Origin of the sequence: Chondromyces apiculatus DSM 436 (assembly GCF_000601485.1) — a bacterium.
Classification (GTDB): domain Bacteria; phylum Myxococcota_A; class Polyangia; order Polyangiales; family Polyangiaceae; genus Chondromyces; species Chondromyces apiculatus.
Map to the genome: position 1 here is coordinate 21837 of NZ_ASRX01000031.1, position 17160 is coordinate 38996.

Below are 17160 nucleotides of genomic sequence, written 5' to 3' on the forward strand. Positions count from 1 at the left end.
GCTTGTCGGCCATCCCGGGCGACCCGACGGATGTATCGCCGCGTTTGGAAGAGTCCTTCCCAGCGTGCAGCCGGGTGGGCATCGAGCTGGACTCGGTGCTCGCCGAGTTGAGCCCCGCCAGGTCCTGCGAGACGCAGCGTCACTGACCTGGCGGAGGCGTCGGTCTCAACATCCAGCACGAAGCATGCAGGCATCTGCTGATGCTACGTGCAGAATGCGGCTCAGGGGGAGGGGTAGGGCGGACCGAAATTCGACTCGACCGTGGACCTGTTGGTCAGGTAGGGCTGCCTGGACACCGCATCCATGTAAAGCGGTCGCACGTCGCAGGTATTGCTGCACTCATTGGTCTGGAACCGGACGTCGGCAGCCAGCCAGTACAGCGAGCCGCCGCCCGATGCCGGGAAGATCAGGGGCATCTCCGGATCGTAGAATCCCGACGGGCCGAGATCCGCGGCCAGCGCGCCGTTGCAGTAGACCTTCAGACGCGGCCGGATGTTCTGGCTCCCCGAGAAATAGTGAACCCCGATCCGGAACCACTGGTCCTGTGGCGGGAAGTCGACGTTGATGTTCTCGGGAGCGCAGAAGTTGCTGGCCGAAGGGTCCGTGACCGAGGGCGTGCAGCTGATGTTGTCCAGATCGAGGCGGGGGTTGTAGCAACCCTCGCCGCGGGCCTGCCAGGCCGTCCCCACACCGCGCGGCGCGTAGTAGCAGGTGTTCTGCTCGAGGACGGGGTCCTCGTACCAGGCCACCGGATCCGGAGGCGAGCCGGTGGTGGGGAACCAGTGCGGCGCATCGCTATCGCTGAGTGAGCTCAGGGTGCAGTTGCCATAGCCGCAGTCCTGAGGCGCCCCGCTGACCGCCCAGGGCTGTGTGTTGTTGGGCTGGTGCAGGTGCAGATCGATGTCGGCGCCGTAGGGCGCGGAATCGTTCCTCCACTCGAGCTCCACGCGCAGCCCTCGCGACCCGACGAAGAGCGGGTAGGTGCATGACTCGGAGGGGCCGCCCGAGACCGTCTTGGTGTAGGTCACGGTGTACTCGCCCGACTGCAGCGGCTTGTAATCGTCTGCGGGACTCGCGCCGGAGGGGACCGGGCACGGGTTCACGCCCGCCGGGCAGGCCACGCTCCAGGTCTCGGTCACGGCGTTGCTGCTGAAGGTACCCGTTCCCGGTTTGAGGTCGACGTTCTGGAAGGGTACCGCCTGGATGGGATGGCAACCCACCGTGCTTTGCTCTGCGCACTGCTCGGTCGCGTGCACACCGCCGACGCAGGGACCCCAGTCACCGTTCTCGGTGCAGCTCTGGGAGCCATCGAAGCAGCCAGGCTGACCACGGAACGAAGGATCACCCTTGAAGCAAAAGTGCGCCTGTCCGCCGATGCAGGAGCAGTCCTCGTCCACTTCGCCATCACAGTCGTCGTCGAGCCCCAGGTGATCCGGGTCGCACAGCTCGGTGGGCCCGCATTCGGAACCGCACGGGTTGATGTACACGTCGGGGGGCGCGTCGGTCCCACCGTCCTGCGGTGGCTCGATGATGATGCCGCCACCGGCTTCACCGCCAGAGCCCCCCGCTCCCGGCCCACCGCCACCCGTATCCGTGGTCCCCGTGGTGCTCGTGAATTCACTACCTTCCCCGACGGCACTGCAGCCTACAGCCAGCGCAGCCCCGCCCGTCGCGGCGGTAAGAACAACCAGAAGGGCAGGGACGACTCGACCGCGGCGCATGAGACCTCCAGCAATCACGGGTCAGACGACACTAAGCGTAGGGATGTAGGGGCTCCCCTGGAGGGTGCCAGGAGAACTTCGATTACATTATCAGAAGCCGCCCACGCTGTGCGAGCGCGAAGTTGACCCTCTGGTCACTCTGCCCCCGGCTCACCCGGCGTGGTCCTCCCGCGACCCGAAGGTCCCGCGATCGATCCCGTACTTCTTGAGCCAGCGACGCACCTTGTTGCGGTGAATGCCGAGCCGCCGTGCAGCACGGGTCACATTCCCCCCTTCGAGGCGAAGGGCCTCCGCGATCGCATCGTTGGGCACGCCACTCCGCTCGGAGTCCTGTCCCGAGCCCTCCTCCACCCCCATCCCGGCCCACTCGTCGAGATCCCGGGCCTCCACCACCCGCCTCTCCTCTCCCACTGCCCGGCTCACGGCACGGCGCGCCTCTCCCAGCAGCTCGCGCACGTTGCCGGGCCAGGGGCGCATCAGGGCGGAGACGATCAGCGAGACGTGGAGTGCCGGCGGCTGACTCCCTTCCACGGGTTTGCAGCACGCGGCGAAGTGCCAAGGAATCTCCTCGGGCCGCTCCCGCAGCGGCGGCAGGCGCACCTCTGGCTTGCCGATCCTGTAGTAAAGATCGTCCCGGAACTGCTTCGACGCGACCCGCGCCCGCAGGTTGTGCGTCGCTGCGCACACCTGAAGGCGCACCGGCTTCGCCGCCACGGCCCCGAGTTCCATCACCTCCTGCGTGTCGATCACCCGGAGCAGCTTGGCCTGCACGCCGGCGTCGAGCTCCGCCACCTCGTCGAGGAACAGCGTCCCGTTGTTCGCCGCTTGCACGTACCCGTCCGTGTCGTGCGTCAGGCCGGAGTAGGCGCCTTTGCGCGCACCGAACAGGAGCCGCTCCGCGAGCGTCTGCGGGATGGCAGCACAGTTGACGGCCACGAAGGGTCCCCCCGAGTGGCGGCCAGCCTGGTGGTATGCGCGCGCCGCAAGCTCCTTGCCCGTGCCGCTCTCTCCCGTGATGAGCAAGCTGTCGCCCGACAGCGCGGCTCGCGTGATCGTCGCGTGCACCTCCTGCAGCGCCGGCCCGAGCACCATCCCCCTCTCGACCCGCACCCGGTACTGCAGAAAGCGGCGCACGTCGTCGAGCGGCAAGAAGATCGAAGCTCCGGCCTGGATCACGCGCATGGAGGCTCGGTGCACCTCACCCTGGATCGGCTCGTTGTCCACCCAGGTGCCGTTGGTGCTCTTGAGATCTTCCACCGACCAGGTGGTGCCATCGAAGGCGACGCGCGCATGACGCCGCGACAGGAGCGTATCGTCACCTGCGGGACCACCGCGCCCGAGCACCACGGCCCCATCCTCCAGAGGAATCGCCGTACATTTCGGCTGCTTTCCGGAGAACACGAGAACGAGACCGGGGATTGGCACCTCACTGACCGGCACTTCGGGCAGAGACTCACGGATGGTCGTGGTCGAGTGCATTGGATCCATCCTAACGCAAAAGGGCAAGCTGGCCTGACCCGGCCGGCCAGTGGCCGCTCAGCGACTCCCCCGGCTGCATTTTCCTTCCCTCTCCCCACCTTCACCTCGGTCCGAACATTCCGGCCGCTGCAGGATCTCTTCCGGGTTCCAATCGCGGCGGCACAGATTCTGCTCCGGATCGGTTCAGACGGACCGACTACCTCGCCCACTGCAGAGTAAGTCAACCAACACAGATTATGGGCACTACACGCAAACTCGACCTGCCTCAACGCATCCGCCGTTCGCGAAGCTGGTCATCATTCGCGGCAGCTCCCGGGCAAGTAGGCGGCGGCGTTCCCGCCGTACTCGAGTTCCTCGAGGGCTCTGTCACCGAGTGGACGACGACAGAGCTCATCGACTGGATCCAGCGGCACCTGGTCTCGCCGGGGCTCATGAAGCGCCCCATGGTGCTCCGGGAGCCAGGCGCCAGGCCCCTGCGCCTCGACATGCGCATGGAGACGGACGCGAGCTTCGAGGAGCTGCTCCTGCGCGCGCGCGGGCGGGTGATCGAGGCGGTGCGTGGGCTGATCGCCCCCGTTTCCGACGATCGCTTCCTCCACGCGGCCATCTACGGTGGGCGCGTGCGTCGCGCCTCCGTCGACGGCAAAGCGGCCTGGGTACCTTCTCCCCGTGAGATCGACTTTCTCGGGGACATGGTGCTCAGCGTGCTCGCATCCGCCGTCCTCACCGACAGGGATTACTATCGTGCGCACCTTGGGCTCTGCGAGCTGTGCGGAACGGTGACATTCCGCGACGCCGCGGACACGCGAGCCCAGTGTGCTGAGCACCGCGTGTCCGGATTCACGCTCCGCGCACGCTGATCATCGCCACTCGGGCTGGATTGCTGCGCGGCGTCAGGACTCAGCGCGCTTCGAAGCTGACCCAGGCGCCTGTGGCCCAGCCATCGTCCGCCGTGAAGGCGCCGATGTAGGTGGCTGAAGCATCGAAGAAACCATCCTCGGGCGGCGTCGCCGCACCCTCGCTCAGGGTCACGGCAGGGCGGAAGTCGGGATCCCCTGCCCTGAAGCAGTTGGCGAGCCCCGGATCCGTCACGCTGTTGCCGCTCGCGGGGTCGTTCCACCACGCCACCTCATCGAACCCGCCATCGTCGTCGTAGGTGGGCTTTCCCTTGCTCGCCTCGTCGGTGTCCGTCTCCTCGTAGGCGATCGTGACCCCCGGCGCCGTGCTCCCGTGGCAGATCGAGCTTGTCGCGACCGGATCGGTCAGCGCGCCGCCCACGTCCACGCAGGCCTCGAAGCCCGTGATGACCGTGTTCACGACCGTCCCCTCCGTCGACCGGCGCAGCAGCATCCCGTACTGCTGCTTGTCCACCACCTTGTTCTGCCCGCACAGGGTGGCGTTGTAGATGGTGGGGCTGCTGATCGGCCGGTTCTGCGTCGCGTCGCCGTCGTTGTCCGCCTCGAACCCGTTCGCGTCGTCGGCGATCGAAGCGTCTTGCACCACCGCCACGTACTGTAGCCGTCCCGTGTAACCGAGATCCCAGTCGACACCGTCGTCTCCGTTGTAGGCGCAGAGCAGGTGCTTCGCGTCCACCGTCCCGCCGAAGAACTCGAAGCAATCGTCGGTCGTGTGATGCACCATCACGTGATCGACGCGCGTCCCGCGCCCCACGCCCGCGAAGGTGATGCCGTTGATCTCGTTGTCCGGCGAGAGCTGCACGCCGCTGTACTCGATGCGCACGTACTCGACCACCCCGCTCGAATCGTCGGGATCGTCACCACCGTACTGCGTCCCCTCTCCGGTGATGCCCTCTACCTGCGCCTTGCCACCGGGCACGTTGATCGGCGCGTTCCCGAGCAGGATCACGCCGCCCCAGTCACCCGCCAGCCGATCCCCGGGCTCGGCCTGGCTCGTGAACACGATCGGGGCGTCCGCGGTCCCCTGCGCCATCAGGCGCGACCCGGGCTCGACCACCAGCGTCCCCAGGCTCGACGCAGCGCCCTTGATCACGGTCCCCGGCTCGATGGTCAGCGTCGCCCCCGCCTCCACGAACACCACCCCGCCGAGCGTCCACTCCTTGTCTGCAGTGAGCGTCCGATCCTCGGAGATCGATCCGCTGAGGGTGGTGTCTCCCTGGTTGCCGGGCGGCACCGGATCCGCTGCGTCCGAGCAGCCAGCGAGCACGACGCCGAGCGCCGTCGAGCAGAACAGGATCGTACCGTTGATGCGCATATGCGATGAACCTCCAGAATCTCTGCGCGCACCCTGCAGCACCCGCGTTACTCCCTGGCGTGCGCAATGCGACGTTCTCGTGGCGACCTCAGTTCGTGATCACCACGCCGAGCGCCCCCGAGACGCCATTGCGGAAGCGGTTGACCACGTTGGCCTCCCCTTCGGCGTCCTCCCCCTGAGTGAACAGCACCGGTGAATCGAGCAGGTTCTCCAGCGTGAGCTTCAGATCCACGTGCTGCCCCAGCCGCTGCGCGAAGGTCACATCGAGCTGGTGCCGCGGCTCCTCGTACACGTCCGGCAGCCGGTTCGAGCCCACCTGCGAGATGCGGGGACCGAACACGTTGTAGAGCACCCGCGCCCGCGTCCCGGTCTCCTCGCCCGCGTAGTCGAGCCCCAGGTTCACCACGTACGGAGACTGCCCCGCCAGCGGCCTCACCGCGTTGGTCTGCACCCCGAGATCATCCGTGTTCAGCGACACCCGCGAGCTCACCAGGGTCAGGTTGGCGATGAGCTGGAAATCCCGCAGCGCGGGCGCCATGAACCCGAGCGTCTTGCGCATCTCCAGCTCGATGCCGGCGTTCCTCCCTCCCGGCGCGTTCTGGTAGGACACGATCCCCCGGCCCGAAGGAATGATCACCTGCTCGATGGGATCCTGGAACTGCTTGTAGAACGCGCTCACTGCCATCACCTCGCCGGTTCCCGGGAACAGCTCGAAGCGCAGGTCGGCGTTGTAGATGCTCGTCTGCGTCAGGCCTGGTTCGCCGACGATCTCGCGGGCGCCGAAGTAGTCGGTGAACACGAAGGGCGCGAGCTCCCGGAGCTGCGGCCGCGCCACCGTCTTCGACAGGCCGAGCCGCACGTTGGACGTCGACGTCACCTTGTAGAGCAGGCTCACCGCCGGCAAGAGCGTCACGCTGGCCAGCTCGTTCATCACCGGCGCCAGCTCGGGCGCGTACGGGCTGAACGAGTTGATGGTCTGCCGCGACGCCTCCACGCGCCCTCCCACGACCACCCGCACCGCGCGGGTGAGCGCCGCGTCGGTCATCAGGTAGCCGGAGAACACGTCGTAGTCGGCGTTGTAGGTGTCCGTGTTCCGCGTCTCTTCCCGGAGGATCAGCTCCGTACCGATGTACTCGGCCGTGAAGAGCTGATCGGGAGACTGCCTGAAGATGGCTTGCTGCTCTTCCTCTTCCTCCTCCGTCCCATCACTCTGGCCCTGGAACGGGATGAAGCGGAACCTTCGCGAATCGAAGCTGCGGCGCCGCAGCGTCATCAGCCCGCCCAGCTTGAGCTTCGGGGCGAGCTCCCCCTCGCCGAGCGGCTGGAGCCAATCGAACCCCGCTCCGAGTGAGCGCTCCGTCTGCTCGCTGAAAAAGTACGAGCCCGACAGCGTGCTCTCCTCCCACCCGTAGACGCCCGTGCTCGCGTCCTGGGTGTAGACGTTCTGGCGGGTCCCGGGCTCCTCGGAGGAGGCGAGCGACGCCGAGGCGTTCCAGGTCAGCGTTGCGTGCGCGAGATCCGGGAAGCGATGCTCTCCCAGGAGCTGCCCGAAGGTGAGCGCGCGCTCCACGAACCGGAGCCGCGTGTCCGTCACGTTCACGTTCCGCTCGTCGTTGAAGCCGGCGATCTCTCGCCCCTCGTTCTCGGACGCGCGGCTGTAGATGCCCGTCAGCGTCACCTTGTGGTCCTTGCCGGAGTTCCAGGTCGCCGACCCGAACCCGCCCCAGGCCACCGTGTCGATCCCCGTGTCGGCCACGTAGGTGTTGCGGGGGCCGATCTCGTCCGAGGTCGCCGTCGGCGGCGGTAGGTAAGTCCGCAGCACCTCGTCGGGCCGGCGCGTGAACCGCCTGCCGTAGCTCAGCGCTGTCGTGAACCCGAGCTTCTGCCCGCGCGGCAGATCGAAGGTGTTCCCGAGGACCAGGTTCCCGCTCCCGTTCGGGAGGTTCTGGGTGCGGGTCGTCTCCATCGACCCCAGCGTCTGCGCGAGCTGCCTCCCGTGACCCGTGAGCTCGTCATTGCTCATCACCGTCCCGTCGGGCTTCTCGGCCAGCCGGGTCACCTTGTAGTTCGGGAACCCCGCCGGCAGCGCCCGCGTCCCGTCGTCCATCCCCAGCCAGTCGAGCCCTCCGCCCGCGTAGCTCACCCGGTCCTGGAAGGTCGACACCGAGTTCAGCCCCAGCGTGATCTGCGCCTGCGCCAGCAGCTTGCTCGGTAGCTCGCGGGTGTTGATGCGCACCGACCCTCCCGCGAAGTCCCCCGGCATGTCGGGCGTGAAGCTCTTCAGGATGGTGATGTCGCTCAGGATCAGCGTCGGGAACAGGTCGAGCGGCACCGCCTGCCGATCCGGCTCCGGGCTCGGCAAGGGAGCGCCGTTCAGGAGCGAGTTCGTGTACCGGTCGCCGAGCCCCCGCACGACCACGTAGCGGTTGCCCACCACCGTCGCGCCCACCACCCGCCGCGCCGCCTCCGATGCGCTCCGATCGGGCGTCCTCGCGATCTCCTGCGCACCGATGGCGTCTCCCACCTGCGCCGCATTCTTGCGGATCAGGAGCTGCGCGCCCACGCTCGCCCGCTCCACCTCCGCTTCCACCTCGATCACGTCCTCGGCTTGCTTGTCGGTCGAGAGGGCCACGTCGATCTTCGCCACCGCCCCGGCGACGACCCGCACGTTCTGCACCCGCTGCGCCGTGTACAGCTCGTACCAGACGCGCAGCGTGTACTCCCCTGGCGGCAGCTCCAGCCGGAAGCGCCCATCGACGTCGGCGAGTACCTTGCTGGGCGCTCCGACCACCGCCACCTGCGCGTCGAAGATGGGCTCCTTCGTCGCCGCGTCGGTCACCACGCCCCACACCACGCCCTTGCCCGCAGGCGGGGGCCGGGCAGGGTCCTCTTCCCCGAGGCCCTCCTCCCCTGCCCCGGCGTCCGCTGACATATCTCCACCTGCGGGCGCGTCTCCACCGGTCGGCGGCGTGTCGCCTCCCTCTGCGGGCTGCTGGGCAATGGCCACACTGCTCCACACCAGCGGCGCAACCAGCGCCGCCACGACCCCCCAGCTCCCCTGACGCATCATGCACGTGTCCCTTCGCGCGCGGCCTGCCGCGCACACCGACGAAATCTCAGGCCGCGAGGCTCCGTGCCCGCGCGCGGCTTTCAGCGCACCGCGTTCTCCGTGAGCACCGCGATCGTCCTGGCGCCGCCCATCCGCGCCAGGTCCATCACCTCGACCGCCACCGCGTAATCCGCCTCGTCGTGTGCGTCGAAGTAGATCACGCTCTCCGCGCGTGCCGCGATGATGCGCCCCAGCTTGTCCCTGAGCGCCGCGCGCTCCACGGGCGACTGGTTGATCCGCACCGTCCCGTCCCTGTCCACCGTCACCACCACCGGCTTGTCCTTCTCGCCCGGCGGCGGCTCGTTCTTCGCATCCTCGTCCTTCTTCGGCAGGTTCAGCCACATCTGCTTCGCGAGCAGCGGCGTCACCACCATGAAGATGATCAGCAGCACCAGCACCACGTCCACCAGCGGCGTGACGTTCATGCTCGGCCTGATCTCGTTCTTCCGACCGCCGCCTTGCACACCCATGCCCATGGCGTCAGCCCTCCTCTGGCGCGCCTTCTGCGCCTGCTCCGGCCGGCATTCCCTTGCCACCCCCCCGCTGGCTCACCTGCAGCGAGATCCCGGCGAAACCCAGCCCCTGACACAGCGCGAAGGCCTCCCGCATGGTGTGGTACTTCACGGCGCCATCGCCCTTCAGCACCACCCGCCGCTCCGGCTCCGCGGCCCTCACCTCCCGCAGCTTCCCTTCCAGAGCCGCGAGGCCCTCGACGGGCTCCTTCTCCAGGAACAGCCGCCCGCTCGCGGCCACCGTGACGTAGATCGGATCGAGCTTGGCCTTCGACTTCGCATCGGGCTGGAAGACGGCGGGCAGCTCGACCCGCTCGCCGTGCTCGAGCTGCGGGGCCACCACCATGAAGATGATCAGCAGCACCAGCACCACGTCCACCAGCGGCGTGACGTTGATCTCCGGCTCAAGCTGCGGTCTTCGCGATCTCGTGCTCTCCACTGTGGCGCCCATGCTCGTTCTCCATCTCGTCGATGAGCTCCCCGGCGCTCCGCTCGAGGGACAGCTCGACGGCGGAGATGCGGGCGCTCAGGTAGTTGAAGCAAAGCACCGCCGGGATCGCGACCGCGAGGCCGAGGGCGGTGACGATGAGTGCCTCGGAGATGCCAGCGCTCACGGCGCCGAGCCCCCCCGAGCCTGACGAAGCAATCGTCTGGAACGCGGTGATGATGCCGATGACCGTGCCGAGCAGCCCCACGAAGGGCGCCACGGATCCGACCGACGCGAGCACGTTGAGCCCCCGGCGCAGATCGGCGCCGATCGCCTCCCTGCGCCGACCCGCTTCACGCCTCGCCAGCTCCACCGCTGGCACTCCGCCCTCCCCCTCGCCGAGGGCCCGCTCGTAGCGGCGCACCGAGGCCGCCATCAACCGCGCGAGCGCCGACAGCCGGTAGCGCTCGGCCACCTCCACCAGCGACGCGGTGTCCCACACCTCCATCAGCGGCCGCGCCTCTGCCGCGAACCGCCGCGTCTCCGCGCCGAGCCGCGCGAGCGCGATCACCCGCTCCACCACCACGGCGATGCTCGCCAGGCCCATGATGACCAGGGCGAAGGCGACGAGCCTGCTGAGCAGCCCCATGCTGGCCCAGATGTGCGCGAGATCGAATTGCATCATGGCTTCCGCTCCTCGAATTCAAGAAGGAGGTTCATGTCTTGAGCTTGAAGGGGAAGCGCGCCGTCTTGAAGACGGAGATCGGCCTCCCATCCACCATTGCCGGTCTGAATCGCCACGACTTCACCGTGGCGAGCACCGTGTCATTGAACATGGGGTGACCCCTGACCACCGTCACCTGAGTCACCTGCCCGGACTCGGAGACCACGTATTTCACCACCACCGTCGCCTCCACCCCGGCGCTCCGCGCCTCGGCGGGGTACGCCGGCTGGTTCATCGCAATCGCGGAGGGCGGCGTCGCATTCTCCGGGAGCTGGATCGGCCCTGCAGCGCGGGGCGGCGGGGGGGGTGGCGGCGGTGGAGGGGGCGGCGGAGGGGGTGGCGCCACGGCAGGTCCGGTCCCCCCCGGCACCCCTCCAGGCCCACCATTGCTGTCCCCATAAGCATCGTCGGAGGCGCTGCCCTGCCCTGGTTCTCCCTCCGGAGGCAGCTCGGTGGGCACCTCCTTCGGCGCGACGAGCGCCTTCCTGGCCGGCCCTGGCGACACCGCCGCGGGGCGCAGCTCGGGCGACGGGGGAGGCGGCGGAGGCGGCGGTGTCGCCGCGGGGACCTCCGTGGCGAGCTTCACGTCGACGACCTCCGCCTCTTCCTCTTCAGCGGGGGCGATGGCGCTGTGCACACTCGCCGCGACCAGGGTCAGCGCACCGAAGAGCCCGATCCCGACCGCGTACCCGATCGCCAGCCGCTTCGCCCGTCCGGGATCCGTGTCCCCGACGCTCCAGGTTTCAAGGTGCATCCTTAGCTCCGCGGGCCTTCACGCTGCGCGCACCCTGCCTGCCTTCCGTGGCAACTGCGTGACGACCGCGAAACGTTTCAATCGTCGCGCCGTGTCACCATTCGCTTCACGCCTCTCGCACCGCGCGGGGTCGCGACGGATCGAGGTCCGGCGAGCCAGCGAACCGGTAGCCGATCCCCCGCACCGTCTCGATGTAATCACCGGCGCGACCGAGCTTGTCCCGCAGCCGCTTCACGTGGGTGTCCACGGTCCGTGTCGTCACGTTCACGTCGGCCCCCCACACCCCTTCCAGCAGCGCGCTGCGGCTCTGCACCCGATCCCGGCTCTCGTGCAGCGCCAGGAGCAGCTTCAGCTCGAGCAGCGTCAGTTCCACCTCCTGGTCGTCCACCCACACCCGGTGTGCTTCCTCGTCCATGCGCAAGCACCCGAACTCGATGCACCGCGCGGTGGGCGCCGCCACCCGGGACCGCCGCAGCACGGCCTGGATCCGGAGGAGCAGCTCCCGCACGCTGAAGGGCTTCACCACGTAATCGACGGCCCCCAGCTCGAAGCCCACCACCCGGTCCACCTCGTCGCCCCGCGCCGACACGATGATCACCGGGATGCGCCGCGTGGCATCGCTCCGCTGCAGCGCCCGGCACACCTCGGTCCCCGGCATGTCCGGGAGCATCATGTCGAGCAGCACCAGATCGGGCGGTGTCTCGCGCGCCTTCCGGATGCCCTCCTCTCCATGCCCGGTCGCGAGCACTTCGTGCCCTGCCTGCCTCAGGTTGTAATCGAGGACCTTGAGGAGCGCTGGCTCATCTTCGATCACCAGGATCCGCGCCATGCTGGAGGAGGGATCTACAGGTCGGTTGTTACGGCCTCATGACCGGATGGTCACAGGGTGAACTCGTGTATTCTCGCCCCCGCCCTCGCTCCGCTTTCCTCGGGGAACCCGACGACATGGAATTCCTTCAACCGTTCGAAGCCGGGCGCGTCCTCTCCCGAGCGCCCGCGGTGCTTCGGCAGAACCTCGGCGCCTTCTCCTTAATGGCGCTCGTGGCTTACCTCCCTCAGGCCCTGCTCAGCTACGTTCTCCACACGGTGAAGGCCAGCGAGGGGCAGCCCTTCGAAGCCTTCTCGGAGAACCTCCCGAAGATCCTCGGGGCTGCCATGCTGGGAGCCGTGCTCACCCCCCTGGCCGTGGCAATGGTCACCCATGGGGTGCTCCAGCAACTCCGCGGCCGGAGCACCACCTTTGCCGAATATGCGCCGCGATCGTCTACCATGACCTGCGGGTGGCCAAGGAAGGCGTGAGCACCGAGGATCTCACGCGGGTGTTCGAGTGACCGCGAGGCGCACCCGGCGACCAGCACGCGCGCGGGAGTGCGCCCTCGTCAGAGCCCTGCTCCTCGGCGCGCTGACCTGCGCGCACCGCGACGTCCGCGCCGCCGAAAGCGCGGCCGACATCGCCGCGCGCGCGCGGCGCGTCGTCTCCGACGAACGTTTCCAGACCGAGCACCCTCCTTTCCGCGCGCACGACCAGAAGCTGCGCGACGTCACCCTCGGGGGAGACGAGGACTCCTCCGCGCCGAGCGTCGACGACCCCCGGCGTTCCCCCGAACGCCGCCGCGATTCGCTCACGCCAGGCGACGATCCCCAAGGGGAACGCGCGAGCACGGCGGAGCGCGCGCGCCTCGCCCGCGAAGCGCGGCGTGCCCGGGACGCCCGCCGCGCCCGCCGCCTGGCCGAGGCCGAGCACAGGAGCATGCCCCCCGCGCTGCCCCGTTCCGAGGTGGCGTCGGTCGCCTCGCAGCTCGTGAGCACGCTCCTCCTCGTGCTGCTCGGCGCCGTGGTCCTCGGTGGCATCGCCCTCCTCATCGCCGGCCACCTCGCCCGTCGCAGCCCCTCGGTGGCGCAGGTGAACGCCGCCGGTCAGCGCCGCGCCGACAGCGACGCTCCCCTCCCGGAGGAGGGTGACATCGAGCGCCTCGCCCGCGAAGGCCACCACGCCGAGGCCATCCACCTCATGCTCCAGCGCGCCGTCGCCCACCTCGCGCGGCAGGGTCGCCTCGCCCTCTCCGACGACATGACGGCCCGCGAAGCCCTGCGCGCCGTCGTCTCTGGCGATGCCGCGCGCCGCCCCCTCGGGGAGCTGGTCCTCGCCGTCGAGATCTCCCTCTTCGGCGGCCGCGACCTCGACCACCAGGACTACGACCGCTGCGCCACCGCCTTCCGCGCCTTGCTCGGATCCCCCGCCTCCGCCGCCGCGGCCCAGGGGACCGCCTCTCCGTGAGCACCGACGCGCCGCCCCCTTCATCGCCCCGTGTGCCGCCGCGCTCGCCGACGCTTTCCGCGGATGCATCGCGCCCCTCTCCGCCGACGCCATCCTTCACCGACACGGCAGGCGACATCTTCACCCGCCGCACCGCCGCCTGGCTCGTCGCCCTCTCCACGGTCTCCCTCGCCGCCACCCTGCTCGTCCTCGCCTTCTCGGGCCGCATGAACGCTGGTGACTCCGCCCAGGCCGACGCCTTCAGCCGCTCCTCCATCGGCTACCGCGCGCTCGTCGAACTGCTTCAGGATGCGGGCGTCGACGTCGTGATCAGCCGCTTCCGCTCTGCCGAGAAGGCAGGCCCCCACGAGCCGCTCCTCCTCGCCGAGCCCCTGCTCCTCGACGAGCCCGTGCCCCCGCGCGGCGACGCCGCTCCAGCGGCCAGCAGTACCGCCCAGCCCGAGGGCAGCCCTCCCATCCGCCGCGACAGCCGCCACAATGGCCAGGGCGACCCGGCGCGGGGCGCTCCCGAGGGCGACGACGACGCGCACGGCACGGGCGCCTGGGGCCTCTCGGCCCAGCTCGACGAAGCAGCCCGCCGCGACGCGCCGGTGGTCGTGGTGCTCCCCAAGCACCGCGGCGTCACGGGCCCGCAGGAAGGCTGGATCGAGGCGCTCGACACCCAGGGCGCCCCGGAGGACGCCCTCGCCATTCTCACCGGCGAGGACTGCATCATCACCGACCCTCCCCTCCCCCAGCGCTGGAAGAGCGCCCTGCCCGGCGGCGAGCACCCCACCTTCCCCATCGACACTGCCCCCGGCGAAGCGCCGGAAGACGATCCGACGCGCCCCCTCGAACCCCAGCTCGTCTTCTCCGACTGCCCCCTCGAACCGCTCCTCTGGAGCGACGAAGGCATCCTCCTCGGCAAGGTCCCGGACCGCCCGGTGTTCATCGTCTCCGACCCCGACCTCTTCAACACCTGGGGCCTCGCCCACGGCGACAACGCCGTCATCGCGCACCGCTTCTTCGTCGATCACCTCGGCGCCACGAGCCTCGTCATCGACGAGATCACCCACGGCCACTACCGCGCCCCCTCCCTCTGGACGGAGCTGCTCACCCTCCCCCTCCTCCCCGTCACCCTCCACGCCATCGGCCTCACCCTCCTCGCGTTGATCGCCGCGAGCCTCCGCCAGAGCCGCGCCGAGCCCGCACCCGCGCGCGTCCCCGCGGGCAAGCGCGCCCTCGTCGATGCCACCGCCGAGCTGCTCGACGGGGGCGCCCACCACGCCGAGACCCTGCGCCACTACCTGCGCATGACCCTGCGCGCTGCCGCGGCCTCCCTCGGCCTACCCCCTGGCACCGACCCCCTCCCCGCGCTCGCCGCCCTCTCCCGCGCTCGTGGCGCCCGCGTCGACATCGACCAGATCGCCCGTGAGGTCGACGCCTTCACCTCGCACCGTGGCCGCCCGGCCGCAGCTTCTGCCCTCGCCCTCGCCCGCGCCATCGACACCTGGCGCAAGGAGATCCTCGATGAGCCCCGATGAGCTGAACTCCCTCTGCGAGCGCCTGAAAGAACAGATCGGCCGCATCGTCGTCGGCCAGGAAGCCGTCGTCGAGGCCCTGCTCGTCTCGCTCCTGTCCGGCGGTCACATCCTGCTCGAAGGCGTCCCCGGCACCGCCAAGACGCTCCTCGCCCAGACCTTCGCCGCGTCCCTCGACCTCGGCATGAAGCGCGTCCAGTTCACCCCGGATCTCATGCCCGGCGACGTGATCGGCGCCAACCTGTTCAACTTCCAGACCAGCCAGTTCACGCTCACCCGCGGCCCGCTCTTCACCGACTTCCTCCTCGCCGACGAGATCAACCGCACCCCGCCCAAGACCCAAGCCGCGCTCCTGCAAGCCATGCAGGAGCGCGCCGTCACCGTCGACGGCGTGAGCCATCCCCTCTCCGACGCCTTCCTCGTCGTCGCCACCCAGAACCCGGTCGAGCAGGAGGGCACCTACCCCCTGCCCGAGGCGCAGCTCGACAGGTTCCTCCTCAAGATCGTGGTCGGCTATCCCTCCCGCGACGAGGAGCGCGAGATCGTCCGCCGCCACGGCAGCCGCACCCTCATGCCCGACGTGAGCGCCTACGGCCTCAGCCGCATCGCCGATCACGAAACCCTCGCCCAGGCCCGCACCGCCGTGGCTGGCCTGCACCTCTCCGACGAGCTGATCGACTACGTGGTCGATCTGGTCCGCGCGACGCGCCAGCACACGGCCATCCAGCACGGCGCCTCGCCCCGCTCCGCCACCATGCTCGCCACCGCGTCCCGCGCCCTCGCCTCGCTCCGCGGCCGCACCTTTGTCATCCCCGACGACGTGAAGGAACTCTTCCTCCCCGCGATGCGCCACCGGATCGTCCTCTCGCCAGGCGCCGAGGTCGAGGGCGCCACCGTGGACGCCACCCTCCGCCAGATCCTCGTCTCCACCCCTGCCCCCCGCTGACCCATGTCCCCCTCCCGGCGAGGACTCCTGATCGCGGCCGGCGGCCTTCCGCTCGCCCTGCTCCCCGCGCTGGTCTCGACCTCGCTCTGGCCCGCCTGGGTCGTGTTCTGGGCGCTGCTGCTCCTCCTCTTCGGCCTCGACGCGGCGCTCCTCCTCCGCGGTGGCACCCTCACCGCCGATCTCGACACCCCCGACACCCTCCACGTCGGCGCCACCCACACGGCCCACCTCCGCCTCGTCGTCCCCCACCTGCGGCGTCACCTCACCGCGCGCGTCGGGCTCGACGCCTCCGAGCACCTCGCCCCCGACACACCGCGCCCGGTCCCCCTCGGCCCCGACGCGCCCCCCGTCGCCATCCCCCTCCGCCCGCTCCGCCGTGGCCCCGCCACGCTCGACGCCGCCTGGGTCCGCTACGAAGGCCCCCTCGGCCTCGTCCTCCGCTCCGCCCGCGTCCCGCTGGGGCGCGCCGTGCGCGTCGTCGCCAACGTGCCCGCCGTCCGCGCCGATGCCCTGCGCTTCTTCGGCCCGCGCGAGGCCACCTCGGGGCTCAAGATCGAGCGCTTCGTCGGCGACGGCACCGAGCTGCACGCGCTGCGCGACTTCCTCCCCGGCCACGATCGCCGCGCCATCGACTGGAAGGCAAGCGCCCGCCACACCCGCCTCCTCGTGCGCGAGCACCGCGCCGAGCGCAGCCACCAGGTCATCCTGGTCGTCGACACCGGCCGCCTCATGGCCGAGCCCCTCGCCGCTCCCCGGAACAGCCCCCCCTCGCCTACCCCCTCCAGCGCTCCCGCGTCCACCCCGGCGACCATCACCACGGATCCTGCCAGCACCGCTGCCACGCCCGCCACGCCCGCCGTGCCCGCCGTGCCTCGCCTCGACCACGCGATCCACGCGGCCCTCCTGCTCGCCTTCATCAGCGCGCGCGCTGGCGACCGCATCGGCCTCTACGCCTTCGATGCCCGCCCGGGGAGCTTCCTGCCGCCCCGCGCCGGCGCCGCCGCGTTCCGCGCCGTGCTCGATCAGAGCGGGCAGCTCGCCTACACGGACGCGGAGACCAACTTCACGCTCGGCCTCACCAACCTCCTCTCCCGCCTCACCCGCCGTTCGCTGATCGTCATCCTCACCGACTTCGTGGACACGGTGACTGCCGAGCTGATGATCGAGAACGTCACCCGGGTCTCCCGCCGACACCTCTGCATCTTCGTGGCGCTGCGCGATCCCCTCTTCGCGTCACTCGCCGCCGCGCCCGCCACCTCGATGCTCGACGTGCACCGCGCCGTGGTCGCCGACGCGCTCCAGCAAGATCGCGAGGTGGTCCTGAAGCGCCTCGCCCGCCGCGGCGTGATCTGCATCGACGCCTCGCCGGAGCAGGTCGGCCCCGAGCTCGTGAACCGCTACCTCGAGGTCAAACGCCGCGAGATGATCTGAGACATACGGCCGGAGCCATGGTCCGCT

At 69.7% G+C, this 17160-nt stretch carries 15 protein-coding genes; 6 read left to right on the forward strand and 9 right to left on the reverse strand.

The annotated features are described in order from the left end of the window. Positions 1–221 precede the first annotated feature (221 nt). Complete coding sequence (locus CAP_RS20695) at positions 222–1721, reverse strand: hypothetical protein (RefSeq protein ID WP_044243786.1); 1500 nt, start codon at positions 1719–1721, stop codon at positions 222–224. 150 nt (positions 1722–1871) lie between these two features. Beyond that, a complete protein-coding gene (locus tag CAP_RS20700; RefSeq protein ID WP_231511593.1) occupies positions 1872–3200 on the reverse strand; it encodes an FHA and sigma-54 interaction domain-containing protein in 1329 nt (442 codons plus the stop codon). A gap of 431 nt (positions 3201–3631) precedes the next feature. Here CAP_RS20700 and CAP_RS20705 point away from each other — a divergent pair, with 431 nt between their 5' ends. Further along, the gene (locus CAP_RS20705) at positions 3632–4060 is read left to right on the forward strand and encodes a hypothetical protein (RefSeq protein WP_231511594.1); all 429 of its coding nucleotides are present in this window, start codon (positions 3632–3634) and stop codon (positions 4058–4060) included. A gap of 40 nt (positions 4061–4100) precedes the next feature. Here CAP_RS20705 and CAP_RS45125 read toward each other — a convergent pair whose 3' ends face one another. The 7 genes from CAP_RS45125 to CAP_RS20735 all read right to left on the reverse strand — a co-directional run bounded on the left by CAP_RS45125 (position 4101) and on the right by CAP_RS20735 (position 11787). After that, positions 4101–5432 (reverse strand): beta-helix domain-containing protein, encoded by a 1332-nt coding sequence (locus tag CAP_RS45125; protein WP_052375582.1) that lies wholly within the window; start codon positions 5430–5432, stop codon positions 4101–4103. A gap of 88 nt (positions 5433–5520) precedes the next feature. Next, positions 5521–8502 (reverse strand): TonB-dependent receptor, encoded by a 2982-nt coding sequence (locus CAP_RS20710; RefSeq protein WP_044243791.1) that lies wholly within the window; start codon positions 8500–8502, stop codon positions 5521–5523. Between the two features lie 80 nt (positions 8503–8582). Further along, a complete protein-coding gene (locus tag CAP_RS20715; RefSeq protein ID WP_156040988.1) occupies positions 8583–9017 on the reverse strand; it encodes an ExbD/TolR family protein in 435 nt (144 codons plus the stop codon). Between the two features lie 4 nt (positions 9018–9021). Then, positions 9022–9504 (reverse strand): ExbD/TolR family protein, encoded by a 483-nt coding sequence (locus tag CAP_RS20720; protein WP_044243792.1) that lies wholly within the window; start codon positions 9502–9504, stop codon positions 9022–9024. Next, a complete protein-coding gene (locus CAP_RS20725) occupies positions 9458–10165 on the reverse strand; it encodes a MotA/TolQ/ExbB proton channel family protein (protein ID WP_052375583.1) in 708 nt (235 codons plus the stop codon). Before CAP_RS20725 ends, CAP_RS20720 begins: the two co-directional genes overlap by 47 nt. A 31-nt stretch (positions 10166–10196) precedes the next feature. Beyond that, complete coding sequence (locus CAP_RS20730; RefSeq protein ID WP_044243795.1) at positions 10197–10958, reverse strand: energy transducer TonB; 762 nt, start codon at positions 10956–10958, stop codon at positions 10197–10199. A gap of 106 nt (positions 10959–11064) precedes the next feature. Further along, positions 11065–11787 (reverse strand): response regulator, encoded by a 723-nt coding sequence (locus tag CAP_RS20735; protein ID WP_044243798.1) that lies wholly within the window; start codon positions 11785–11787, stop codon positions 11065–11067. A gap of 116 nt (positions 11788–11903) precedes the next feature. On the opposite strand from CAP_RS20735, the gene CAP_RS20740 reads away from it, so the two are divergent. Genes CAP_RS20740 through CAP_RS20760 form a run of 5 tightly spaced genes read left to right on the forward strand, consistent with a single transcriptional unit; the run spans position 11904 to position 17133 of the window. Further along, entirely contained in the window at positions 11904–12257 is a 354-nt protein-coding gene (locus CAP_RS20740) for a hypothetical protein (RefSeq protein WP_156040989.1), read from the forward strand. Positions 12258–12285: 28 nt separating this feature from the next. Then, complete coding sequence (locus CAP_RS45130; RefSeq protein ID WP_052375584.1) at positions 12286–13236, forward strand: DUF4129 domain-containing protein; 951 nt, start codon at positions 12286–12288, stop codon at positions 13234–13236. Continuing rightward, the gene (locus CAP_RS20750; protein ID WP_156040990.1) at positions 13233–14759 is read left to right on the forward strand and encodes a hypothetical protein; all 1527 of its coding nucleotides are present in this window, start codon (positions 13233–13235) and stop codon (positions 14757–14759) included. The genes CAP_RS45130 and CAP_RS20750 overlap by 4 nt, the downstream gene beginning before the upstream one ends. Beyond that, positions 14746–15702 (forward strand): AAA family ATPase, encoded by a 957-nt coding sequence (locus tag CAP_RS20755; protein WP_044243805.1) that lies wholly within the window; start codon positions 14746–14748, stop codon positions 15700–15702. The genes CAP_RS20750 and CAP_RS20755 overlap by 14 nt, the downstream gene beginning before the upstream one ends. 3 nt (positions 15703–15705) lie before the next feature. Then, positions 15706–17133 (forward strand): DUF58 domain-containing protein, encoded by a 1428-nt coding sequence (locus tag CAP_RS20760; protein ID WP_052375585.1) that lies wholly within the window; start codon positions 15706–15708, stop codon positions 17131–17133. The last annotated feature ends 27 nt before the right edge of the window (positions 17134–17160 follow it).